Source organism: Verrucomicrobiota bacterium (assembly GCA_037139415.1).
In the GTDB taxonomy this organism is placed as follows: domain Bacteria; phylum Verrucomicrobiota; class Verrucomicrobiia; order Limisphaerales; family Fontisphaeraceae; genus JBAXGN01.
In genome coordinates, this window is record JBAXGN010000078.1 from 1 (window position 1) to 24501 (window position 24501).

The following is a 24501-nucleotide window of genomic DNA, read 5'->3' on the forward strand; positions in this document are numbered from 1 at the left end:
ATGAATCCATCGTTCCTTCAAAAAAAATGCCGCCAGTGTCGAAAGATAGGTTAACAACAAAAGGGATCTGAATTTATCACGCTATTTGCCGAAAATACTTCCCAACCAAGGGTGGAAAATTCGCCACGTCAGACGAAAGGCGAGGTGACCGTTCGGATACCCTTGCCGGAAGGCGAATGACGAACGTCAAAGGAAAGTTATGGTGTCAAAGTTTCTCAAGCAGATAGGCTATCCACTAAAATATTGGAGTCGGCGATTTTGCGATGGCCTGTTGGCGCTTGATTTTCCTCGGTCAGTCTAATAAAATGCCCAACACGATGCTCAGTCATAATCAACGCACGTTCCTATCTATAGGGCACTTGAATATCATTTCTGGTGAAAAATGGTGTGAACATCGCACTCTGAATTAACCGTGAAACCCAATTACCAGCCTCCATATACTCTCACCCCCGCCATCCTGCGGTTGGTTGGGGAAATTAGCGAATGGATTGGGCGGTACTCCGTGACTGAAAGCGCTACCCTGACGCCGCGGTTGCGCCGGGGAAACCGTCTCCGATCCATCCAAGCATCGCTGGCAATCGAAAATAATTCCCTTACCTTGGAACAGGTGACTGCGGTGATCGACGGAAAACGCGTATTGGGATTGCCACGCGAAATCCAGGAGGTTCGTAACGCCTTTGCCGCTTATGAATGCCTGGAACGCTGGGCCCCCACTTCCCGCAAAAATATGTTGGAGGCGCATGGGATGCTAATGCGGGGGCTGGTGGATCAGCCGGGGGCATTCCGCACAGGAGGCGTGGGTATCTTCCGCGGTAAACAATTGATTCACATGGCTCCCCCGGCTGAACGCGTTGGATATCTGATGGATGATTTGCTGAAATGGTTGAGGCGCACCGATGCCCATCCGCTGGTGGCCAATTGCGTCTTTCATTATGAATTTGAATTTATCCATCCCTTCCCGGATGGCAATGGCCGCTTGGGCCGACTATGGCAGACGCTGATTCTCAGCCGGTGGAAACCAATGCTGGCTTACCTACCCGTGGAAACGGTGATTCGGGACCGCCAGGAAGAGTATTATCGAACCCTGGCCCAAGCCGACAACAACGCGAACGCAACGGGCTTTGTGGAATTCATGCTGGAAACGCTCAAGGCAGCCATCCAGGAAGCCGGGACTACCGACCAAGTAAGCGATCAAGTAACCGACCAAGTAAAACGTTTGCTGGACGAGTTGAGCTGTGGTGAGGCAACCGCGGCCGATCTGATGTCCCGGTTGCAGTTATCCCATCGCCCCACCTTCCGCAAGAATTACCTGGAACCCGCCTTGGCAGCAGACTTGATCGAACGGACGCAACCAGATTCACCGCGCAGCCCCACGCAACGGTATCGGTTGTCCAACCGTGGACATAACCGGTTGCCCAGGAATGAGTCGGGACGGCAGAATAATACACAGTAACCCCGCCTTTGACCGATTATGGGAGGCATAGTAGCATACCCCAAGTTCGGCCAACTCGCCGCTCGCTGTCCCGTTATGGCAGGAACAGCCTGAAGACCTCTGATTTTATGGTGGAGGCCGGGTGAGTTGCCTCCCGTCCCTGACAAGCAAACCGGCCGTGACTACATGCTTAGCCGAAAGAGAGTTTCTACGTCCGGATAACCTTTCGGCAAGAATCCGTGCGCATAGTCAGCATGAATTTTTCTCGGGCTTTTGCCGCGCTGTCTCCGGCATCACCCACCTGCTGCATCGTTCATCCACCGTAGCAGGTGTTCGGCAGTGAATGCAGCAGCACTAACTGAGCTGGTTAAGACATTCGGCCAGCTTGTTCCGGGCAGCGGGTTTGAAGAACCAACTGGTCACGCCCGCTTGGCGGAACATTTGCGCGTCGGGATTCTGGCCAGGCCGCAGCATCAAGATCAGGGCGGGGACGGCCAGAGCTGAATCGCCATGCAAGGTTTCCGCGAGCAACAACGTTTCTTCAAGCGACACCGAGGCGTCAAGAATGACCGCCTGGATAGGGTCGTAAAGAACCTTTTCACGCTGCAAGGCGGGAATGACTTCGTAATTGCTTTGCACCACCAGCGGACGGAAGTTGAGGGATTGGAGTTTGGCCGCCAAATCCTTGCCGTGATCGGATTCACTGTCCACGACCAGTACGCGTGCAGCGGGTTTGAGGCGCATGAGGCCGTTTTTCGCGATCGGGACCAATGGAAAGGCGCTGTCGCCGCCCGTCGGCGTGGCGCTTTCAGCGGTGATTTCAAACCAGAACTCGGAGCCGCGGCCCGGCTGGCTAGTGAAATCAATCTCGCCGCCCATGAGTTTGACGAGTTGTTTGGCCAAGGCCAGCCCGAGCCCGGCCCCCTCATGCTGGCGCGTGGCGTTGCCGTCCGCCTGGCTGAAGAGCCCAAAGATCCTTCCGCGTGCCTCTTCCGGAATGCCAACTCCTGAATCACGCACGACAAAGCGAAATCGTGCCCCGCCAGGTTCGTTTTCCCGTACCTTACAGGTCACAATAATTTCCCCCGCGTCGGTGAATTTGACCGCGTTGCCAACCAATTGCCGCAAAACTTCCTGGATTTTGCCAGGGTCCCCCAACCATGAGCCCGCCAGCGATTCCTCAGGCTGGCAGGTGAGCCGCACGCCCTTCGCGCGGGCGTCGGCGGCGAATTCCTCGACGGCCTGCCGCACGCACAACGCCGGATCAAGCGGTTCGCGCTTCAACCCGAGATGTTGCTCGCGGGTGTCGGCGAAGGTCAACATGTGCTCAATAAGGCGTTGCAGGCGTTTGGCGCTTTCGCAGAGCATTTCCACCGAGACCTGATGTTGCGCCCCCAAGTCTGCCGTGCGCAGCATTTCGGCCATGCCCAGCACGCCGTTTAGCGGCGTGCGCAATTCATGACTGATGGTGGCGAGAAACTCCGATTTGGCGCGGGCGGCGGATTCGATGAGTTCCTTGGCCCGTTCCAATTCCACAATGGTTTCCTGCAATTGCTCCTGCTTGAACCGGAGGTTTTGGTTGGCCTCTTCCGCGGTGGTTTTGGCGGTTTCGAGTTCCCCAATGGTTTGTTGCAACGTTGCATGTTGGGACTGGAGACTCTGGTTGGCGATGCGCAGTTGGTGAAAGAGCTGGCTCTTGCCCAAAATGATGGACGCGCGGTTAGCCAGTGCCCGCAAAAACTCCATATCCTCGCTGCGATATTGGCGGGATAACCTATCAAAGGCGTAGAGGATGCCAATGATCCGTCCGTTGCTGAGGAGCGGAACACCGGCGCACGCCTGAATCGGCAAACCCGGAAACGACTGGCGGATGCCCAGCGAATCGCCGCTGATGGAGGAGAGCACCAGCGGCTCGCCGCTTTCCAGAATATACGCATGCGCGGAATTCATGGTGGCCGGCACGAGCGTCCCCGGCTTCAGCCCGGTGTTTGGGGGATACACGGAGCCGACTTGAAACACGCTCTCGTTGCCCTTCCAAAAGAGGACGCAGGTACCGAGGCTGGCAGGCAGCATTTCCGTGGCGGTGCGAGTGATACGATCCAACATGACCTGCGGGTCTTCCACCTGCTCCCCCCCGCCATCAAGCTGGGTGATCGCCATCTGCCGGGAGAACTGGGCTTCGAGTTCTTTCTTTTCACGCCCAAGGGCAAGCTGCGCCTCGCGTTGGGCACCGATATCGCGCACCGCCATCACCAGCAGCGGCCGGTCCTGCATGGAAATGCTTTTGTTGAAGATCTCAATGAGAAACTCCGTCCGGTTCTTGCGCAGGCCGTTCACGCAGTTGGATTGCACGGTGCCAAAGCGCAGTTGGTTCGCTGCCAACTGACGCGATTCCGGCGCGATCAGGTCCAAAATCTCGAGGCCGCGAATCTCTTCGAGTTCATAGCCGAACAACTCCAAGGCCGCCTGGTTGGCATCTATGATTTTCCCGGCATCGTGGAATAGAATCCCCTCGAACGTGGCTTCGGCCATCTTGTGGCAACGCTCCTCCGCCGCGTGAGTGCGCATCACAAACTCGCCCAGATGTTTCCGGCGGTCGGCCAAAACAAAGGCCAGGGATGCCAATTCCCGCTCCCGCCCAATATGCGCCCGGTTGAGAATCAGGCCCAACAGGGTCGCCGCCAGCAAACCGAATCCGAAATAGAACCAACTCATGTCCCCGCCCAGCGCGGCGCAACCCCATACCAGAATCGTGGCGACCACGATCAACAGGAACCATCGGAACGCGGTAACCAAGGTGGCGGCCCCCACAATCAGCAGCATCAGCACACACGTCTGGTAGGGATCCTCAAAAAGGTAAAAGTGCAGCCAGCAATTACTCAACACCAACCCCGCCAGAAAGAAACTAAATGGATGCGCGTATTGCACGGGCACCGGCCACCGCCGGCAGGCAAACCCCAGCCCCACCACCAGGGCGGCGGAGCAAAGTGACAAACGCAGCATCGGAAAGGCCTGTGTCCACGGGTACACCACCACGGCATACACCCCATACAACACGTAAAACAGCGTCAGACTGGACATTACCCGAAGCAGCTTGTCGCGTACCACCAGATTCAGATGTTGTTCCAAATCCGTTTCGGACAATTGTGGCAACTCCGGCTCTCTCGGTATCTCCGAGGGAATGACCAGGTCTTTGAATTCGTTAATTTTCATGGGACCACACGGGATTGGAGAATCAGGCGGGTTTCCTCAACACATGGCCGAGTGCTTTGACGGCCAATTCCATCAAGAGATAAGGCTTGCCGATCAGTTCATTTCCCCCGCTGAGCGCGGAATGAGTGCGCCGTTCAAAATCATCCTGGACGGTCACAAAAATCACGGGCGTGGTACGATTGGCTGGCGTGGCGCGCAACTGCTTGCACAGTTCAAATCCGCTCATGCCCGGCATATTCACATCGGTGATCACCAGGTCGAATTTGGTGTGCTGCAGTTGTTCCAAGGCCCGCGCCGGGCTTTCCTCGACGGTGGGCTTGATCTGGACCTTCTCCATCGCTTTGACGGTGGCACGCCGGGAAAATAGGTCATCATCCACCACCAGCACCGACGGTTGGGCCACGTCCCGGCCCACCTCGGGATGCTCCATCAATTGAGCCAGATAATCGGTCGTCTTGGCCAGGGTCATCAAAGTGGACTGCGTGATGACGGTGGGTTTTCCGTAAAGTTCCCAGAGCAACGCCTCGAAAGCCTCGGCGAGGCGCCGTAGTGCCGGAGAATCGGACGGCAAAGCGCTTCCGGCCAGCGGATGGACCAGACCGACCATGGCTTGCAGGCAGGCCAGCTTCTTTGGTTGGTCATCCGCCTTGTTAAGCGTCTTGAGCCAGACGCGCATCTCTTGGATAAAAGTGTGGGCGTCCCGGGGCGGCGCGCCAGATGTTTGCAGCAGCGGCGTGTTATTTGCGGCAGGCACCCCAGGCTCCCTCCCGCACTGCGCTTGGGCCAGCTCAGATGGGGCGTTCACCACCGGTGCGCTTTTCGCCGGTATTTTCGCCGCGTCGTAGGGAAGCATCCGGCCCTCTTGCGTCGGGCGTATCCCAGCGGCGTCAGAGGGTGGCTCCAAGAGCCAGGCGGGCTCTCGATTTGAGTCCGCGATGGCGGGCGGGGAGCCCGCTGGCTCACTGCCTTGGCGAAGCGGGGCGGGGCTCTCGGCACCGCTTGGCAACAGCGAACGCCCCCCGCCAACTTGCACCAAGCCCGTGGCGGCATAAGTAGGGCCTTCCAGACAGGCATTAACGGCTTCGACCACTTGCGCCGGAGGCGTCGTGCTTTTGCTTAAAACGTAATTGGCTCCCGCCTTCCGGGCTTGGTCAGCCAGTTGGGAAAGGTGCGCATTGGTCAATACCACCACGGGCAGTTTCTCGAAGCGTTTCTGCGCGCGGATTTTACCCAGAATGTCCGCCCCGTTCATCTGCGGCAGCATCAGGTCCAACACCACGGCCGCAAAGGTGCTTTCATGCAGGCGATAAAAGCCGCTTTGCCCGTCGGCGCAAATCTCCACCTCGTATCCCTCGCGTTCAAACCGGCTGCGATACACGTTCGAGATGATGGCGTCATCTTCAATGATAAGCAGCCGCCGGCGTTCTGTGGATGAAGATAGATTCATATCCTTTAGATCTCTCGGAGCAAAAATTCCCGGACGCTCTCCGCCTCGCGTTGCGCCTCTTCAAAGGCCGTTTGCGCGTTCGCCAACTGGCCGGCGCCACTAAGCCGTTCGGTTTCTTTCAGCCAGCGGGTCAGAGCGGTCATGCCACAAGTGCCGCTGGAGCCAGCCCCTTTATGCGCCAGGCTTTTGGCTTCCGCCATGTGGCCCTCCACCAGCGCCTGTTCAAGCTGCCGCATTAGCTCGGCGGTGCGGTCCAGAAACAGTCTCCGCAAGTCTTGTGCCTCCGCTTTGGAAGGCCCGGCGATTTGCCGAAACCGGGCCAGGTCCACCGGCGGTTCCCGATCCGCCTCCCGCCCCGCAGGAGAACCCGATCGGGCGGCGGCGGCTTCAGGGGCTTGCACCGCCCGCTTGTCAGCCATGGAGCGGAACAGTTGCACATAGCGGAGCCATCTCGTTATCGTGTCCTTGAACGTCGCAAAATTAACCGGCTTGGCGAGACAATCATTCATGCCGACCGCCATCATGCGTTCCCGGTCGGCATGCATCGCATTGGCAGTGACGGCGACAATGACGAGCGGCGGCGCGCAACTTGCATTGCCGGCACCGCCGGCTTCCCGCTCCTGCTGGCGGACGCTGCGGGCGACCTCAAAGCCGTCCATGAACGGCATTTGGATGTCGAGCAGGAGCAAGTCGTACCGCTTTCGGCGCAGCGCCTCCATGGTCTCCCGGCCATCGCTGGCGAGGTCGGCGGTATAACCCATGCGCTGCAGCAGGTTGAGCCCGACTTGCTGATTGATCTGGTTATCATCCGCCAGCAGGATACTCACGGGATAACCTTCGCCGGATGGTTGTGGCACCTTGCCTGCCAAATCCGACGGTGATTGCGTTGACGGCGGCGGCCCCCCCGGTGGGACAAGCTGAATTGGACGATGCTGGCCAGCCTCAGGCCCAAGCGGCTCATAGACACGCCGCAGCGGTGGTGGCAAATCTGCCGCCCGCTCGCTAGCCGCACTGATGAAGGCGCGTTGACTCATGGCAAAAGGGTATCAAAGAAACCAATTTAAGCAAGCCTTGTTGGCAAGACTGCATAAAATTTTTATCGGTCGCGGCGCGCGCCGCAACGTCACCGCAATGGTCACCGCAAACATCACTGGCTTAGCTTTAACATCTCGCTCCCGGCAAGCAGCAACGTACCGGTAACGTATTCATGGGTCTCGGTTTGCTGTAGGTTCACGGGACGATCCCCCACCGGCTGGCCCCATTGGACCTGACCATCCGCGTTCACGCAACGCACCAGTCCGGCCCACGCTTTCCTGACAACCGGCAGATACGGCTCGCGATCCAGCAAACCGTGGTTGATGCCCCATGCCAGGCCGTAACAGAAAAATCCAGTGCCACTGCTTTCCGGCACGGCCACGTCGTCAGGATCGGCCAAGTTCGGCCGCCAGAGCCCGTCAGCACCCTGGCGCTTGGCAATGGCGGCAGCCATCGTCTTCAGCAGTTCCACGTAACGCGGACGTTGCGGGTCGTGGTCGGGCAGGTATTCGAGGACGCGAACAATTCCGCCGAGTACCCAGCCATTGCCGCGCGACCAAAACACTTTCTTCCCGTTTTTGTTCGGCTGGCCGATGAATCGTTTGTCGCGGTAGAACAGCCCATCATCCTGATCGAACAATTCCGCCTGCACATCCCAGAAGAACGCGTGCATCGAGTCGAGATACTTCTTATCGCCGGTCGCCTTGGTCATCATCGCCAGCGCACTCGCGCCGTACAACGAATCGGCATACCGGCGGCCACCTTCCAGATACCAGACCTTGGCTCCGGCCGGCGAGTTGCTGGCGGCTGTACCGAGCCATTGGATCGCCGGTTCGATCATTGCTTGATCGCGCTTGATGAAATACAATTCGGCCCAGGTTTCGACACAGAACAGGCGGTTGGCTCCCGATTTCTCCGTGCCCACCTGCCACTGATGCTGCCGCCCCCATGCCATCGCCTGTTGGAGAAACCGTTCGTCACCGGTTGCCTTCTGTACCGCCATCACGCCGGTGTACCAAGTGCCGCGTTCCCAGTTGCGGTCACTGGCTTTCATTTTCGGATGGGCAACCTGCCAATCGTTGACCCGATGCAATAGCGCCATAATCTCCTCGGCTGCCAACGAAGCACCGCTCAACCAAACCGCCGCCAAAAATAAACTGATTTTCATAACGTCGTTGCTTTCACCGTATGATGTGCCTGCTTCCCTATTTGGCGGTCCCAGTGATTTCCGCGAGCAGCTTGAAGAAGCCCTGCTTCCGGGGTGAATGGATGGACCAATCCACAGGTACACTTTGATAGCCAACATGCATTGGATCATTTGGTTTGCGAAAATCGAAGTAACCCCAACCGGCATATTCACCGATGGCCGCCAGAAAGTTATTGGCCGATTGGTCGAAATCAAAATGGTCATCTTCGTTAAAGAGAATCGGCTTGCTCGTATAACCAGGCACTTGACGAGTGCGTTGAACCATCTCCGACAGCTTGGCGGGAACCTTGACGCCATTCCCGTGGATCAGGAGAAAGTCGGCCGCCCGCACCACGTTTTCTCCGGGAATGGTTCCGCCACCATACGAGGTGCTGACCAGCAGTCGCCGCCCGTCCCGGGAGGCTTCCTTGACTCGCTGAATCAACTCGTGAACCCGCGCCGGTTTAAGCACTTCGTGATAATAGCGGACGTTGCATTCATTGTTGATCTCGATCAATACATTGCGCCATCCGTTATCGAGGACCCAGCGAGTGGCATGGTCCACGGCGCGGATGACGGCGGCTTCATCCGTGATGCGTTCGTCCTGCCCAAAATAAAAATAACCGAGAATAACCACCATGCCGTGCCGGTCGGCGGAGTTGATGATACGGGAAAGGCGGGCCATGTACGCAGGCCGGAGAGAACCGTCAGGGGCGATGGCGGAGTTGTTCCACGGTTGCGCCTTGGAATAGCCCTCGGGTGAGCCGCCTTGCAAGTTGATCGTAAAAGCGAGCAGCCCGTGCGCGCGCCAAGTGGGCATCGCGGCAATGAATTCATCGGTGTTGCGCTCGGCGTCCCAGCGACCGGTATCGGGGTAGGCCCATTTTTTTACGGTATCGGGATTCAAATCATCAAAGATTCCCTGCACCATGCGGGCGTTCAACAACAGCCCTTCGATGCGTTTGCCTTGGTAGGTGCGGCCCGCGTAGGTGGGTTTGCCATTAATCAGGAACCGATCACCGTCAATGCTGACGGTGGTGAGGGGCGGCGCGGATTTACCTGCGGTCGCCAAGGAAGGATTTACCGCCTCCCCGGCTTTGACAGTCGTTGCCACCCCGAACAGGGCGGCGAACAAAAGAGCACTGGTGGTTTTCATAAATTGAGTGAATCGGGTGAAAGTCAATTACCGCACTTCGATCACTGAAGTGCCACTGACATTCTTATCAAGCAGCCACCAACCGTCAGATCGCTTCGCGTTGGCGGGCTGACCGCCGACGAATACCCCGGTTGAGTTCTCGGCGGCGGGAAGGTGGACTTGGGCACTCATCGTGGGTGGCAACGCGAGTGAGAGTTTGAAGGTGGTCCCGCTCTCCCACCGAACCGCCACCGGGCCGCGTGGGGTGGGGATTTTTCCTTCGGCGGATTTCAGCGTGCCGGGGTTCGGTCGAATCACGGCCCGGCTCCAACCTGGTTTGAGCGGCTTCACGCCAAGGACATAACGCGACAGCAGATTGGCGGGGGCGGCACCCCAGGCGTGATTCCAATCCTGGTTCGGCTTGTATTTCTGGTCCCAAGCCTCCCAAGAAATCGTGGTGCCGCTCTCCACCATGTGCTTCCAACTGCGGTCCGTGGGGGCGGTGATGAGTGCCAGGGCTTGGCTGGCGGCACCGTTCTCAAAGAGTCCTTCCAACAGGTATTGGGACGCATAAACCGAACAAGCCATCTGGCGCTTTCCAACCCACTCGACCAGTTTCGGGCGGTGCTCAGCGGGCACCAGGCCAAAGGCCAGCGGAAAGAGATTCGCGTGCTGGGAAGCGTGCTCCGTGCCTTCCCCATCGCGATAAAGGCCGCGCGTGGCATCGAAAAGTTTGGCCTGAAAAGCCGCGCGGGTGGTCCGTTCACGCTGGGCGTAATCGGCGGCATCCGCGTCTTGCTTGAGGACCGTTGCCAATTCAGCCATCAGCGCCAAGGCGCGGAGATGAAAAGCGTTCACCACCGTATTGACTGGTGTGAAGACAAAGCCATCCCGCTCGCCAACCGGCCAATCCACAATATCCCCTTTCTTGATATGCTCCGGCGTGCTAGTGAGGAGGCCGTCGGCCCGCGCGCGTTTGAGGAGAAGTTTGGCTTTCAGCGCTTCAAAACGCGGCGCCAGCCATGCGGTGTCGCCCGTCTGCATCCAATCCGCATGTGCCACAAAAATCATGTGGGGAGCCCATTCCGTCGGCCATGTGGGTTGTTTCATCAGCCAGTCATAGGTGTCACGGGCCATCTGGAAATCGGGATCGCAGGCATAATGACCAAGCTGGTTGAGATAGGCGTCCGCCTCGTACGGAATGCGCTCGCGGTCGCCATCCACATACACGCCGGCAAACGTGGTGGCCTTGATGGAGTACCGGCACAATTCCCAGATGCGGTTAAGCAACTCATCCGAAGAACGGAAGGCCGCGGCATTATCGTCCCAAGTGCTGGCAAAGGCGGCTTGCCGCCGTAAATGCTCCGGCCTCAGCTCGCCTGGCCAGCCCTCAATCTCCACCCAGCGGAACGGCAGCACCACACCCCATTCCGCTGGCGTCAGGACAGCAGCGGGTGGTTTGGTGTTGCGTGCGTCGGCGGGGGGGGCGGCAACGAGTGCCTTGGCCCCTTCGAGAGTAATAGGGGTATTTGCGTAGCGGACGGTACCAGGCGGTTTGCGATTGATCCGGCCATTGGCAAACGCCTCGCCGAAATGAATGGTGACATTGCCGCTGGCGCCTGCGGGCGGAGAAAGGCGCAAATTGCCGAAGGCAACGCGGCCAAAATCCACCAGGACCACGTTCGGCGCAACCCGGCTGATTTGGGCGGGCGCTTCCTGGACGAGATGTACCGGCGCAGTACGGGCTTTGAACGTAAAGCAAGGGAATAGCGCGAGCAAGGCGCTTAACAAAGACAATGGAACTCGGTTTTTCATATCGGTGATTCTGGAATCCGTTTGCAATGCAGGCAGGTAAAAACCCTCCGCTGGCGCTGTTCGCCCGGCATGGCTGGCATCTGGCGCTACAGGGTTCATCCTGTTGGCACAGTCCGCGCGCGATAGTTCCACACGCCTGCATGGTTGGTTACCCGGTGCATCGTTTTATGGTAGAGTATTTTTGCCGGTTAGGGCAACTCCTTTCCCCCTGATAATTACAAGTTTAGCCCGCCTTAACCCAGACGCCCCTTGAAAAAGTCAAAAAAACTGCTGGAATCCTCTGGCAGGACGGTTATAGTTGGTGCTTACTTTTTGAACATTAATTATGGAACCAAAAGCTGACATTGCTGTTATCGGGCTGGCCGTAATGGGTCAGAACCTGATTTTGAACATGAACGACCACGGCTTCACCGTCGTGGCCTACAACCGTACTACCTCGAAGGTGGATGATTTCCTGGCCAACGAGGCCAAGGGCACCAATATTCTGGGCGCGCATTCCGTCCCCGAGATGGTGGCGCTGCTCAAACGGCCCCGTCGCGTGATGCTGATGGTCAAGGCCGGCAAAGCGGTGGACGAGTTCATCGAACAAATCCTGCCGCACCTGGAAGCTGGCGACATCATCATTGACGGCGGCAACTCCCTCTTTGAAGACACCGCGCGCCGCACCCAGTACCTGGAAGGCAAGGGCCTGCTCTACATCGGCACCGGCGTTTCCGGTGGCGAAGAAGGCGCCCGCCGTGGTCCCTCCATCATGCCGGGCGGAAGCCCCGCCGCATGGCCCCACGTCAAAGACATCTTCCAAGCCATCTCGGCCAAAGTGGATGGTGGCGTCCCTTGCTGCGATTGGGTTGGCGAAAACGGCGCCGGGCATTATGTGAAAATGGTGCATAACGGCATTGAATACGGTGACATGCAGCTCATCTGCGAGGCGTACAACCTGATGAAGGTCGGCCTCGGTATGACCGCCGATGAAATGCACCAGGTCTTTACCGAATGGAATAAGGGGGAACTGGATTCGTATCTGGTCGAAATTACCCGCGACATTCTCGGAGTCAAGGATGCCGATGGCCAGCCGCTGGTGGACAAGATTCTCGACACCGCCGGCCAGAAAGGCACCGGCAAATGGACCGTGATGTCCTCCCAGGAGCTGGGCATTCCGGTGACGCTGATTGCCGAAGCCGTGTACGCCCGCTGCATCTCCGCGATTAAGGATCAACGCGTAATCGCCGCCAAGAAACTCAAGGGCCCCCGCCCGCTCATCAGCGCAGACGCCGCCAAAAAAGCCAAGTTCATCGAAGATATCCGCAAAGCGCTGTATGCCTCGAAGATTGTTTCTTACGCGCAGGGCTACATGCTCATGCGTGCCGCCGCCCAGCAGTACAAGTGGAACCTGAACTACGGCGGGATCGCCCTCATGTGGCGCGGCGGCTGCATCATTCGCAGCGTGTTTTTGGGCAAGATCAAGGAAGCGTTTGACAAGAACGCCAAGCTTTCAAACCTCATGCTCGATCCCTTCTTCAAGAAGGCCATCAAGGATAGCCAGCGCTCCTGGCGCAATGTCGTGGCCACCGCCGTCAAAAAAGGCATTCCGGTACCCGCGCTCAGCACGGCACTGGCCTTCTTCGATGGTTTCCGCAGCGAGACCCTGCCTGCCAATCTGCTCCAGGCGCAGCGTGATTACTTCGGCGCGCACACCTATGAGCGCGTGGACAAACCGCGTGGCGAGTTCTTCCATACCAACTGGACCGGACGCGGCGGCAACACCGCTTCCTCCACCTATACGGTATAAACCGGAAGACCTTTACCGTCATTTCTCAAGCCGCGCCGCAAGGCGCGGCTTTTTTACTTTTTGGGTGCAGCTTTGCGGCAGAGTGGCTCTCGATGCTGTCATCGCAGGGACTTTCAGTCCGCCAAATTTAAAGTTGGAGAGGCCACCTTGGCATGTCGTGAGCCGCTGCCTCCCCGACCTATAAATCATGTACCACAAGCTGTTTCTCTCCGATTACTTCGCGGGCCAATTCTTTAAGCCGGGTGTGATGGGTGAAAAACAGGACTTGGGTGGAATGACTGATGTCGCGCAACACTTCCAGCGTGGCCTTCGCGCGGTCATCGTCAAAATTGATCAGGATATCGTCCACCATCAAGGGCACGGGTTCCGCCGATTGCAATTGCCGCTCCAAGCTGGCCAATCGCAATGCCAGGAAAAGTTGATCCCGCGTGCCATCACTCATGCTGGTGACCCGAACCTCTTCACCCGCAGGGCGCACCCCCAACAAAATGGGCTGATCATGGTCATCGAAGCCAACTTTGAGCCGGGCAAATGAACCGCGCGTGAGGCGCGGAAACAGTTCACTGGCGCGGCAGATGACGGGGTCCTGGTTTTTCTCGCGGTGTTGTTCCATTTGCCGTCGCAGCATTTCTGCCGCGAGCCGCAGACGGGCGTACTGAAGGCTTAGTTCGCGGACTTGCGCCAACGCCTCCTGGGCTTCCTGCGCGGCTTGCGCGGCCTGGATTGAACCGTCGCTTTCTTTCAATTTTTGCGCCCCAAGGGCGGTTTCCTTCAGGAGTTCCGCCTGCCGCTGCTCATCCGTCAAAATCTGTTGCTCCAGCTCCCGCTTCTGGCCAGGTAATTCATCCGGCATGAGCGCGGACAGTTCTTCCAGAAATTTTTCGAGGGGAGCGCCGCCGGACTGGTTTTCCAGCGCTTCACGATGCGCGGTCAGGTTCTGTTGCGTTTCCCGTTTTTTTTGCGACTGTTGTTCAACGATCTCCAGTTCAGCGGAAGTGTTGCAACCGGCGCGTTCCAGGAGGGTTTTCCGTTGGGCCTCGGCTTGTGACTGCGCGCTTTCCAACACCGCCAGCGAGGCTGTTTCCTGAGTAAGTTGCCGTTGCAACCCCTGGCGTTTAACTTCATCGCTTTTGGCGCGGGCAAGGCGGGCGTGGAGCTGCTCAGCGGCGGCATCCGGAGGCAAAGACACCAAATCGGTGGCGAGCGCGCCAACGAGTGCGCGCACATCATGTTCAAATGCTTCCTGATATTCCCGCATTTTATCAATGCGGGATTTCTGGCCGGCCTGTTCCCGCAAGCAATCAAATAGCCGGTCCAACTTGGTCAGCAAAGCCAGCGCATCCTCGGGCAGAGTATCGGAGGGAAGTTGGGCGCGGCCGAGTGCTTCAACCCAACTGCTTCGCCACGCATCCAATGCTTGCTGCGCCTGTTGCAACTCCTCTTCTCCGCGAGTAAATTCCTGCTGATGGCGTTTGACGCTTTTCGCCAAATCCTTCCGGGTTTCCATGGCTTCGGTGATCTGTCGGGAGAACTTTTGCGCGAATTTCATCAGGGCGCTCGGCGAGTCGGCATTGGCGGGTGCAGTTTGGCCCAGTTTTTCCAACTCGATCCGTAAAGCGGTTTGGTGGGTTTTGAGATTTTCTTTTAACCGTTCCACCCGGTCTTGTATGCGGCGCGGTTCCTCTGCCTTTTGCAGCAACACGGCGTAACGTCCCAACCAGCCGCGCATCTCCACTGGCGTCAAGGGCGTAAAACCGGTACCCCGCCATTCAGCCCGCCAGCCAGCTTGCCAATCAGCCATTTTACAACCCAACTCTGCTTCTTGTTTCAAAACTTCTTGCAGCGCTTTTTCATCCTCAAATTTACCCGCCTGCAGCTTGGCCAGGTGTGCGCACCGGTCTGCTTCACGGCGTAATCGGTCAGCCAGGTCGTCTGCGGTTTTAACGCTTTGCTCGAAGGCTTCCGGTAATTTGTGCTGATTGTCGAACGCCAGTTCCGCCGCTGCGTCAGCCTGTTTTTCGAGCCAAGCGCGACGCACCAATTGCCATCCTTGTTCCCGCCGCGTACGCGCTGAATCCAAGTCTGTTTCGGTAGGCACCGCACCGGCCAATTGCAGCGACTGGGTTTCACGCTCCACGTTAGCCAGACTTTCGCGCAGACGCTTTGCCTGTTCGGCCAAATTGTCCTGCGTCTTCGTTAGCGCTTGAAGTTCCCGATCAAACCTTTCCACGGATTCCGGCAACGGCACGCGCAACCGGGTCAGGTCAGACAGAGTTCCGGACCACAAGCCCAAACGGTTCAGCAGCAGGTTGACCTCGCGGTCCAAGGTTTTTAACGCCTGTTCCTCCTCTCGCAACTGACTTTCGAGGTCACCTTGGGCGCGACAATTTTCTAACGCGTGTTCCAAGTCATCCAAAACGGGAGTGGCCGGGCACTGCGCCAGTTCGGCTTGGGCTGATTCCGCATTTTTCCAGGCTTTGTTCCGCACGTTCTTTTTTTGATCGAGCCGTTCCATTAATGTCGGATATTCCCGGGCCAACTTGTTGACCCGCTCGCGCAGAGCGGTTGTGATACGCAAGGTATCAGCTTGTTCCAGTGCGAGGCCAGGCTTGAGTTCGGCAAGCAAGTCACGGGCTTCGGTGATAAGCTGTTCCTGTTCAGCCCGAACGGTGGGCAGATCGCGCAGGGCATTGCGATAACCATCCATTCGCTGAACGAGATTGCTGATCGTCGTAGCGTGGGCCAATAAATCTTCGCGAACAGTTAATTGGGTCAGTTGGTCCTGCAGCTCGCCAACTCGTTTTTTGGTCAGTTCGATTTGCGCCAGGGTCTGATTTATGGTGCCCCGGACTTCGGCATGTTCCTGCGGCGCGTTGGGCGGTAGCAACCCCACCTGGTTGAGTTGCTCCAGTTCCGCAAGGTGGAGTTTATATTGGTTAAAATGTTTTAGGGCCACCTGATATCGGCCCAGGCGGCTGAGTTGCGCGCGTTGATCGTTCAGACTTTTTCTGAGTGTTTCCAAGTCGGTCTGCATGTGCGCCAGGTGCTCGGAGCGTTCGGTCCAATCCTTGGGAGACAAAGCAAGATCCCGGCTGCGGCGGCGCGCTTCTTCATAAGTACCCAGCCATTGATTCAAGCTGCCGGTGCTGCCGCGCGGTTTAAAAATTCTTTCCGCGTCCCCTTCCAACTGCACCAGGATATTGCGCAAACCGGTGAGTCCGGTCCCTGCTTGGAACAAACTTTCGGCCAGCTCGCCCTTGCCAGCCAATAAGTCTTCGCCTCCTTGACGCAAGACGTGATGATCCAGGCAGAACACGGACTCGAAGGTTGCGCGGCCCAGATTGCCCAAGTAACCGTTTAATTCGGTCGCGGGCAACGGCTGCTCTTGTTCGTCCAAAAGGGTATCCTTGTTGCCTTTGCGACGGACAAACGTCCGGCGTTGACCATCCTGGCGAAGCAGCTCGGCGGCAACCCGGAGATTAGCAGCTTTGTGGAGGAAATCATCCGCAGTGCGGCTGGGGATTTCAAACAGCAAACCCTTGACGGCGCGAAGGGAGGTGCTTTTGCCCGCTTCATTCGCGCCATAGATGACATGAAAGTTCCGGTCGGCCGCCGAGAAATCGAGCGTGCGGTTCGTGAAACAGCCAAAAGCGAGCAATCGCAGATTTAAGAATTTCATTGGCCGACCTCCGGGTTTTGGATTTTGGCGAGCAACAAACTTTCTGCCTCCGGAACGAGGGCGGCAAGGGTTTTCGGATTTTGCAGGTCCAGACTATCCAAGCCCTGGCGCAGTTCCAGTGGCAGTCTTCTGCTTAAGGCATCCAGGCAGAGGGCCAGTGATTGCAGTTCCGCCGGATTTTCCGGCAACGCGCGGGTATAGCGCAATAGGTCATCCAGGGGCGTGGTGCCTTGGCCAGGTTCAACCGCGCCGGCCAGCGGACGCGTTTCGATTTTTATTTTTTCCATCCAGATGCGGCCCTTCCCCACGTCGTTGGCAAGCTGACGACATTCGGCCATCAACTGTTCGGATTGCGCGATCAGACGGCCATGCGCCGGACAGGCACCAGTCACCAGGAGGCGCACGGCTAGCACGCGGTCCTCGGCGTTGCTGACCTCCTTATCCAACAACCGGCGCACGCTTTCCAACAGGTCTTCCGGACGGTTGATGCCGGCGGCGGTCACCTCGCACTGGAGCCAGCGGGCCACATCCACTTCCCGGGTTTGCACCTGAGCAATGCGTCCGTTATCGGCGGTGACCAAGGTGCAGCTTTTAGGGCCGGTTTCGCGCGCATGGCGACCTTGCGGATTCCCCGGAAAAATGATCCAGGGTTCCTGGGAGAGGACTTCACGTTGATGCACGTGACCGAGCGCCCAATAATCGTAGCCCTTGGCGCGCAACCCATCAAGCGTGCAGGGCGCATACGCGGCGTGCCCTTCCCGACCATCCGCGCTGGTGTGCAATAAACCAATATTGAAAAGCCCCGCGCGAGCCTCCGGGTAGCTCCGACTGAGGTCTTCTGGCACCTCGCGATTGGGAAAGCTTTGTCCATGCACAGCGACGCCCAGCGATTCCAAAACGTTCGTTCCCGCAGTCCGGCTGGAGAATACATGAACATTGTCCGGCAGACTGAGTTCGCGGGTAATCTGGCTGGCGGCGTCATGATTGCCGCGAATCAGGAAAACCGGGATGCGGGCCTCACGCAACCGGGCCATTTGGCGCGCAAAAAACAATCCGGTGTTAAAATCACGCCAATCCCCATCATAGATATCGCCGGCGATGAGGACAAAATCCACCCCTTCCCGCACCGCCAGCACGACGATATTCTCCAATGCCCGGCGGGTGGACTGGCGCATGACATCCACCGGTGCGCCTTCATAGCGTTCCAGCCCCCGAAGCGGGCTGTCGAGATGCAAATCCGCAGTGTGGATGAATTTCATAACGGAGATTGTGTGTTGGGCAAGGCCGGGAATCAATAGGAAATTACTTGGGGGGCACGCTTCATGCGTTCACTTGTCGTCAGGCGGCAAATGCCTGCTTGCCTGAATTGACGCTGTTACGCGATATTTCTAATGATTTTTCTCGCAAATCTGCTAGAAATAATGAATTTTGTTAATTGGTAACGGTTTTTAAATTTGACAATGTCGCCCATGACGATTGCAACCTACGTCCGTCGCATAGTATCAGCGGAAGAACGTTTCGCACCGTTCGAGCCACGCTTTAAATCGGGGACAATGCACCTTGATTTCGGGCAAACCGATGTCCTGAAGGTGGCGAAAGCCGTCAATCTTCTGATAGGTTGGGACGTGAGCAAGGATGCGGTGCGAGGGCGAAGTTGCCTTGGTTTCATTGATCTCTTCGGGCGTGGAAAACGGCGCGCATTCCGCGCGGAGTTTTTCGATGCCGGCGGCGCGTTCAGGATAGAACTCCGCGAGCACTGAAGGGCGGGTGAGGACCAGCGCCTCGAATTCATGCGCCTGAATGTAGGGGAAGAAGTTCGCTTGCCCGATTGCCGCCTTCCACGCCTGCTCGATGTGCGCCGCCTTCTTGCCGCCGGTGAGACCCTGTGCAAGTGCTTCCTTATGACCGGGAAAACTTGCCGGAAGCGCGTAGAGGTCGATGAGAGTGGTCAGCACGTCCGCAGCCTGAATCTCGCTGGTGGCAAATTGGTAAACAATGTCTTCGCGGATCGCGTCGTAGTTTGTGACGCCGCCAACAGTCACATCCGATTCCGCGTCGTCACCGATCCGGAAGCTGGTCGCGGCCAGGATTGGCTTCTGAACGATGACACCGAAAGAATGCAAATGACCGCGCAACACACGGTTCACGAACAGCTCTTCCTCCTGCCCCTCGACGTAGATGAACAGGTTCATTCTGGGCGGCCTCCGAATACGTTCTTCCGCCAGGCCTCACCGAGTGTGTAGCGCTTCAACCAGTGGCCGAGCTTTTCCTCGTCGAGTCGCTTGAAGGTCGAAGCGCCTTCATGCATCTCGGCGACAACGACTTCAGCAGGCTTGAAGTGATCAACTAGCGTCGCCGACTGTGTGCTGAGGAGCACCTGCGTTTGCGTTGAGGCACTGCGGATGAGTGAGGCGAGATACGCCTCCGCGGCTGGATGCAGGCCGAGTTCCGGCTCATCGAGAATGATCATCCATGTCGCCATTTCCTCCGGCAGATTGAAGAGTGTCACGAGCGCGATTATCCGCAGCGTGCCGTCCGAGAGGTGCGCGGGACCGAAAATTTCCGTTGGATTACTGGTCGGTTGCCAGCGCAACAACAGCCCCTTGCCGTTGCCGGCCGTAGGCTCGAGATGAAAGTCCTTCAGCTCTGGAAAGATCGTGTTCACTCCGGCGACGACGCGCCGATAATTGGCGGAGAATTCCGTTCGCAGCCGCAGCAGCACAGCCGCTAGATTGCCGCCTTCGGCGCGCAAATATGACGCATCGTCCTCGTCGCAGTAATTCCGCATCCGCGACGTCATGCTGGTGTCGTGAAAATGGAAAACCCGTGTCTTATCAAGGAACCACTTGATGAAACGATGCGTCTTGAGATCCGGTGCCAGATACCGGCTTAGTGTGCTTTCCACAGGCTCGTTGTTCTCAAGCGGGATTGTTATCGGCGGAGTTGTGCCGCCCCGCTGAAACTGCAACTCCTCCAGAACGAACATGAGGCGATCGACCGCTGCGAAGGTTAATTCGCAACGGTACGTGTTTAGCCCTGAATCACTGCGGAAAGCCAGCTTCGCATCGAGGAAGCGCGTTCGCGCCGGACCGAAATGGAGGAAGTTCGAGCCACCGCCACCATTTTGCAGGAACCCCTGGAGTCCGCCCTGCATCATATGGTTCATCATGCGGAAGAACCCGATGAGGTTCGACTTACCGGATCCATTCGCTCCAACGAGTACAGTGATAGGGCCAAATGTGAAATTGTCGAATTCCTTGATGGAACGGAAACCTTTGAGGCTCAGTGTTTCAAGTAAGTGCATGTTCGTCATTCTCCAACTAAAAAGGATTGCTTAGGGCGTTTTCTCATGTTCGACGGTGACAGATTAACTTTGCCCACGCGCCTCGCCAACCGTCGCACTCGCGGCTTACCCGCTTTGCTCTGGGTCAGGAAGACGTCGTACTGAAAATCCTGGTTCGCCGTCATCGTCGTGTTTTTCACGTTTATTCACTAACTTTCCATCGAGCTAGAGACTGCCAGAGCTAGGCGGCGGTTGGCAATACTGAACTGTTCCCCTCGATATCGGCACCGCCGTCCCACCCCACACAGAGGCAACGGTAGCCTCATCGTCCAGCAAACCGGAGGCTCTGATTGAAACTCACCGGTTCACTTCGACGGGAAAGCTGGTATCGCTGGTCAGATCATCCAGCCGGGTGCCGTCGGGCTTGACCAGGCGGGCGCAGAATTCCCAGCCCAGGTTATTCTGCGTGATTTTCAGCAACAGCGTATTCCATCCCTGCTTCAGGTCCACCCGCACCTTGTCCGCGCCCATCACCAGGGCGCGGGCGGTGTTATTGGCATGCACGACGTTGTCGTTCAGCCAGACTTTGATGCCGTCATCGCTGCCCAGTTCGAGCCGGGCAGGTTGTTCTTTGCCGGAGTAAACGCGGGTGCGGGCATACGCGACGCGCTGCTCGCCGCCGAGGAATTTGAGGAGGTCCAGCGCGCCAGGCCGTTTGGCATCGGTACCGGCGGGCAGGATTCGCCAGTTCACATCGCGCGCGCCGGGATTCTCCGGGGGAAAAACGAGATCGAACAAATCCTTGTACGTTTTTCCCGCTTGCTGGTACGGGCCGGCCACCTGCCACGCCTTAAGGTAGTCGCCCGCCGCCTCCATCTGTTTCAAAAGCAGTTCCACCGCCTGACGACGTTCGGCGTCGGGATTGGCCGCCAAAACTTTCTGCAACGCGGCACGTGCCAGCGTGGCGTGCGCATCGCGAATCGCCCCGGCGATTTGCATGACCGCTTGCGCGGCTTCGGCTTGCAGGCTGGCATCTTCCAAGAGCGGCAGAACCAGATTCAAGGTTTCCGGTGCCGGCAGATTCGCCGCGCCCGCCAGGATCAGCCGTTTCTCTTCCACGCGACTTGCCAGCGACAATAATTGCTTCAGGACTTCAATGCGTTGCGCTAATGGCAGCGCCGCGCCCTCTTCCTGGCTCACCAGCCGAATCGCACCGCGAATGGCCAGGGTACTCGCGGAATTTTCTTTGGCGCTGGCGGCCAGCGTCAGGATTTCCGGGAGCAACCCGGTGTCACGCGTGGCGCACAACGCTCGCTGCGCGGCAGTCTTCACGCGGGCATCCGAATCCTCACATGCCGCGCGCAGAGCAGTTTGGATGCGTGGGTCTTTGATCGAACTGCAAACCGGCAGCAGGGCGATGCGAGTTTCAGCATCGCCACTGGCAACGCCTTGCACTATAGGCGTCACGTCGAAGCCCGCCTGCGATTGCGAACGTTCGCAGACACCGGCGAGGATCGCCTGAAGGTCCGCCTGCATCGCCGGATTTTTTGTCTCCACCAGTAACTGGGTCAGCGCCGCCAAATGGCGTGCATCCGCCAATCCGATCAACGCGCGCAACGCGGCCTTGCGTGGCACGTCCGGGCCGTGGCGCGCGAGGTCCAGCAGTTTCGGCACGCATGATTTTTCCGCACGTCCGGCCAGCGTCCGGATTACTTCTGATTGGATTTCCCAATCGGCAGACGCCAATTGCCCAATCAGCGCCGCCGCCACCGGGCCGCGACGCAATTCGAGCAACGCTTCACGCGCGCCCGCTTGCTCAGGCTCCCCGGCGGCACGGCATTTCGCGAGCAGCAGGGGCACGTGCGAAGCGTCACCCAGCAACCCCAGCGCGGCCATCGCCGCAAGGCGCACCTCCAATTCGGGACGGTTCAGCAACGCGGCGACCGCCGGAGCGGCGGCGGAATCACCGCGCTGGACGAGCACGCCCGCCAGCGCGACCTGCACATGGGCGGCGACCTTCGACAACAATTCCGCCAGTGCTTCGGTGGTGCCGGGCGCAGACAGGATCCGCACCGCTTGTAATGCCGCCATTTGTTGCGGGCGATCCTGACTGGCAATGGCGTTCAGGACCAGGACGTTCAGCGTGTCCTCATGGACGGAGCGGATGACGCCTGCAAACGCGGCGAGGCGCACAGGCTCCTTGGTTTCCGTCAAGCCCAGTTGCGTAAAGATCGCCGCTGCCCGATTGCGATCGCCGCCCGTCACCAGTTGATTCCCGGCAGTCAACAATGCATCCACCAACGCAGCATGCAACGGTTCATGCGCGCCGGGTAGCGCAGACTGCAAGGCACGGACCGCCGCTGGCGTGGCCAGTTTGCCCAACGCGTTTGCGGCGGCTACCGCAGTACCGGATTCCGTTTCCGCCAGCCCCTTGATTAACATGACCGTCGCATTGGTTTCGCGCCGGTTGCCCAGCGAGTAAATAATGCCTTCGCGCGTCAGGCCCGTCGTGCGTCCAAGTGCGTCCACCAACGCTTTCCCGGCTTCGGGAAACGGCATGGACTCCAGCGCGAAACGGGCGGAGTGGGAGAGTGCCTCATCGCCCAGCAACGTCGCCAGAGCCGACACCGAGTGCGCGGTGCCAATGCGCTTCAACCGCGCGCACGCGGCGTCCTTTTGCTGAAGCGTGCCCTCGCCGCGAAGGAGATTCAAGCAGGACGCTTCATCCAAATCAGCGCTGTGAAGGGGCGCACTGAGGAAGCACAACAGTAACGTCAGTAACGCGGCATCAAATCCGAAGACCGAACCCAAAAGGCGACGGTGACTGTTTGAAGAGGAAACTCCCGCATCCCAACCTTCTGGTATGAGTTGTCGTTTTCGGCTTTCGGGCTTCGGGTTTCTTTCGGATTTCGGATTTCGGATTTCGGTTTTCACTCGTGTCTCCACTGGCACCGGCGCGGAACCTTGGCTGCTCATAAAAATACGCATGAGTTTCAGTTGTTAAACGTGCCACGGGGGCCGTTGCGCAATGGACAGCAGCCGGTTGGCCTCATCGTCGCCGGGAAATTCTTCCTTGTGCGGATCCCATTTCAACGGGCGTTGCAACTGCTTCACAATGCCGCCCAGAAGCAGCGCGCTGGCCGCGCGCGACGCCACCTGCTCATTGCAGATCGTCTGCTTGCGCGTGCGCACGCAGTCCAGGAAATTTCCCGAATGACTGTCGCTATGATACAGGCGCGGCTCATCCGCGCGCAACGCCTCGCGCCCCAACTCCGCCGGCTCCGCCACCAGGTTCCCGCGATCCACCGCCAGCCGCCCATGGCTCCCCACGAAACACGCGCCACCGTCGCCGCCCACCTTTTCGCCGGGGTAAGGCCGCCCATAAACCGTCACGCCGGTCGCATACCGGTAACACGAACAGCCCTCCTCCATAAACAGCTCCACCGGCCCCGTCTCATCCGCGCCGGCACCCCATTGCACGATATCGTAGTGGTGCTGTCCCCAATTAAGCTGGCCGATGTCGAACCGGTGCGCGCTCGTGATCCCGTCGTACGGCAGCCACGGCGCGGGCCCCAGATACAGATCCCAATCCAGACTTGCGGGCAGTGGTTTGGCGGGGCCGAAGCGCGTGGGCCAGGCAATCGCGCCCCCGTCGCGGTATGCATAAATCTCCTTCAACGTTCCCAGGCGGCCTGCGCGCACAAATTCGCAGGCGTGCCGAAAGCGCCGGTTATATTCGCTGCGCTGCTGCGTGCCTGCCTGGTACACCCCCCCGTACCGCCCCACTGCGGCGCGCACCGCCTGCGCCTCGCGGATGGTCACTGCGGTGGGCTTCTCGCAATACACATCCTTGCCGGCCTGCACGGACAGAATCGCCATGATCGCATGCCAATGCGCCGGCGAGGCGATCAACACCGCGTCAATATCCGTGCGCTCCAACACCTGCCGGAAATCCGTGTACGCCTGGCACGGCGCGAACTGCCCGGCCCCGTACATCTGCGTATAATTCTCATTCACCCGTTGCGCGGCCCGCTCCCGCCGCTCCCGCCAGACATCGCATACCGCCAGCACCTGCACATCCTTGCGCGCGCTGTACCCGCCGGGGATGTACGTCCACGCACCGCCCAACAAGTGCCCGCCGCCTTGCCCGCCCACGCCGATGAACCCCATCGCCACCCGGTTGCTCGGCGCCACCTGGCCCTCGCGTCCCAAGACCCGGGACGGAACCACCAGCGCCGTGGCCCAAGCCGCGACGGCCACCGACGCTTGTTTCAGGAAGTCACGCCGGGTCGGCGACCTTCCGCCAGTAAAGCGTCTGCCAGTAGTGAACGTTGTGGTCGTGATTTTCATGCGGGAGAGTGTGTACCCGAATCTCTCCCGTTGCCATTAAAAAGCAGCGTTATGGGTGCCGCCATCATCACGAACTCGTTGCGCCGTCGCGTGAGTTCGGCGTCGCCCATGGAGAGGGCTTGGTGCCCCCGTTCGGG

The 24501-nt window shown here is 58.6% G+C and carries 14 protein-coding genes; 2 read left to right on the plus strand and 12 right to left on the minus strand.

The genetic code is table 11. The features are described 5' to 3' along the window. Positions 1-412 precede the first annotated feature (412 nt). A complete protein-coding gene (locus tag WCO56_14815; protein ID MEI7730843.1) occupies positions 413-1453 on the plus strand; it encodes a Fic family protein in 1041 nt (346 codons plus the stop codon). 333 nt (positions 1454-1786) lie between these two features. Here WCO56_14815 and WCO56_14820 read toward each other — a convergent pair whose 3' ends face one another. The 6 genes from WCO56_14820 to WCO56_14845 form a co-directional block, all read right to left on the minus strand. Continuing rightward, the gene (locus WCO56_14820) at positions 1787-4645 is read right to left on the minus strand and encodes an ATP-binding protein (protein ID MEI7730844.1); all 2859 of its coding nucleotides are present in this window, start codon (positions 4643-4645) and stop codon (positions 1787-1789) included. A 22-nt stretch (positions 4646-4667) separates the two neighbouring features. Beyond that, positions 4668-6092: a response regulator gene (locus tag WCO56_14825; GenBank protein MEI7730845.1), complete on the minus strand. Its 1425-nt coding sequence runs from the start codon at positions 6090-6092 to the stop codon at positions 4668-4670. 5 nt (positions 6093-6097) lie between these two features. After that, positions 6098-7126 (minus strand): response regulator, encoded by a 1029-nt coding sequence (locus tag WCO56_14830; GenBank protein ID MEI7730846.1) that lies wholly within the window; start codon positions 7124-7126, stop codon positions 6098-6100. Between the two features lie 113 nt (positions 7127-7239). Then, a complete protein-coding gene (locus WCO56_14835) occupies positions 7240-8295 on the minus strand; it encodes a glycoside hydrolase family 88 protein (protein MEI7730847.1) in 1056 nt (351 codons plus the stop codon). 37 nt (positions 8296-8332) lie between these two features. After that, positions 8333-9469: a hypothetical protein gene (locus WCO56_14840; GenBank protein ID MEI7730848.1), complete on the minus strand. Its 1137-nt coding sequence runs from the start codon at positions 9467-9469 to the stop codon at positions 8333-8335. A gap of 27 nt (positions 9470-9496) precedes the next feature. Continuing rightward, positions 9497-11263 carry a family 78 glycoside hydrolase catalytic domain gene (locus tag WCO56_14845; protein ID MEI7730849.1) on the minus strand — a complete coding sequence of 589 codons (1767 nt, stop codon included), beginning with the start codon at positions 11261-11263 and terminating at the stop codon, positions 9497-9499. 325 nt (positions 11264-11588) lie between these two features. Between WCO56_14845 and gnd the strand changes: the two genes are divergently transcribed. Continuing rightward, the gene (gene gnd, locus WCO56_14850; GenBank protein ID MEI7730850.1) at positions 11589-13052 is read left to right on the plus strand and encodes a decarboxylating NADP(+)-dependent phosphogluconate dehydrogenase; all 1464 of its coding nucleotides are present in this window, start codon (positions 11589-11591) and stop codon (positions 13050-13052) included. Between the two features lie 178 nt (positions 13053-13230). Here gnd and WCO56_14855 read toward each other — a convergent pair whose 3' ends face one another. The 6 genes from WCO56_14855 to WCO56_14880 form a co-directional block, all read right to left on the minus strand. Further along, positions 13231-16731, minus strand: coding sequence for an AAA family ATPase (locus WCO56_14855; protein MEI7730851.1), 3501 nt, complete (start codon positions 16729-16731; stop codon positions 13231-13233). After that, positions 16728-17990 carry a DNA repair exonuclease gene (locus WCO56_14860; GenBank protein MEI7730852.1) on the minus strand — a complete coding sequence of 421 codons (1263 nt, stop codon included), beginning with the start codon at positions 17988-17990 and terminating at the stop codon, positions 16728-16730. Before WCO56_14860 ends, WCO56_14855 begins: the two co-directional genes overlap by 4 nt. A 243-nt stretch (positions 17991-18233) precedes the next feature. Continuing rightward, positions 18234-18923 (minus strand): DUF4276 family protein, encoded by a 690-nt coding sequence (locus WCO56_14865; GenBank protein MEI7730853.1) that lies wholly within the window; start codon positions 18921-18923, stop codon positions 18234-18236. Continuing rightward, the gene (locus WCO56_14870) at positions 18920-20035 is read right to left on the minus strand and encodes an AAA family ATPase (GenBank protein MEI7730854.1); all 1116 of its coding nucleotides are present in this window, start codon (positions 20033-20035) and stop codon (positions 18920-18922) included. Before WCO56_14870 ends, WCO56_14865 begins: the two co-directional genes overlap by 4 nt. A gap of 336 nt (positions 20036-20371) precedes the next feature. Then, complete coding sequence (locus WCO56_14875) at positions 20372-22726, minus strand: HEAT repeat domain-containing protein (protein MEI7730855.1); 2355 nt, start codon at positions 22724-22726, stop codon at positions 20372-20374. Positions 22727-23014: 288 nt separating this feature from the next. After that, entirely contained in the window at positions 23015-24364 is a 1350-nt protein-coding gene (locus tag WCO56_14880; GenBank protein MEI7730856.1) for a Gfo/Idh/MocA family oxidoreductase, read from the minus strand. Positions 24365-24501 lie beyond the last annotated feature (137 nt).

Excerpts from the sequence above, each read along its gene's own strand:
- WCO56_14820 (MEI7730844.1), bottom strand. The coding sequence starts at position 4,645 with ATGAAAATTAACGAATTCAAAGACCTGGTCATTCCCTCGGAGATACCG.
- WCO56_14825 (MEI7730845.1), bottom strand. The coding sequence starts at position 6,092 with ATGAATCTATCTTCATCCACAGAACGCCGGCGGCTGCTTATCATTGAA.
- WCO56_14830 (MEI7730846.1), bottom strand. The coding sequence starts at position 7,126 with ATGAGTCAACGCGCCTTCATCAGTGCGGCTAGCGAGCGGGCGGCAGAT.
- WCO56_14835 (MEI7730847.1), bottom strand. The coding sequence starts at position 8,295 with ATGAAAATCAGTTTATTTTTGGCGGCGGTTTGGTTGAGCGGTGCTTCG.
- WCO56_14840 (MEI7730848.1), bottom strand. The coding sequence starts at position 9,469 with ATGAAAACCACCAGTGCTCTTTTGTTCGCCGCCCTGTTCGGGGTGGCA.
- WCO56_14845 (MEI7730849.1), bottom strand. The coding sequence starts at position 11,263 with ATGAAAAACCGAGTTCCATTGTCTTTGTTAAGCGCCTTGCTCGCGCTA.
- gnd (MEI7730850.1), top strand. The coding sequence starts at position 11,589 with ATGGAACCAAAAGCTGACATTGCTGTTATCGGGCTGGCCGTAATGGGT.
- WCO56_14855 (MEI7730851.1), bottom strand. The coding sequence starts at position 16,731 with ATGAAATTCTTAAATCTGCGATTGCTCGCTTTTGGCTGTTTCACGAAC.
- WCO56_14860 (MEI7730852.1), bottom strand. The coding sequence starts at position 17,990 with ATGAAATTCATCCACACTGCGGATTTGCATCTCGACAGCCCGCTTCGG.
- WCO56_14865 (MEI7730853.1), bottom strand. The coding sequence starts at position 18,923 with ATGAACCTGTTCATCTACGTCGAGGGGCAGGAGGAAGAGCTGTTCGTG.
- WCO56_14870 (MEI7730854.1), bottom strand. The coding sequence starts at position 20,035 with ATGCACTTACTTGAAACACTGAGCCTCAAAGGTTTCCGTTCCATCAAG.
- WCO56_14880 (MEI7730856.1), bottom strand. The coding sequence starts at position 24,364 with ATGAAAATCACGACCACAACGTTCACTACTGGCAGACGCTTTACTGGC.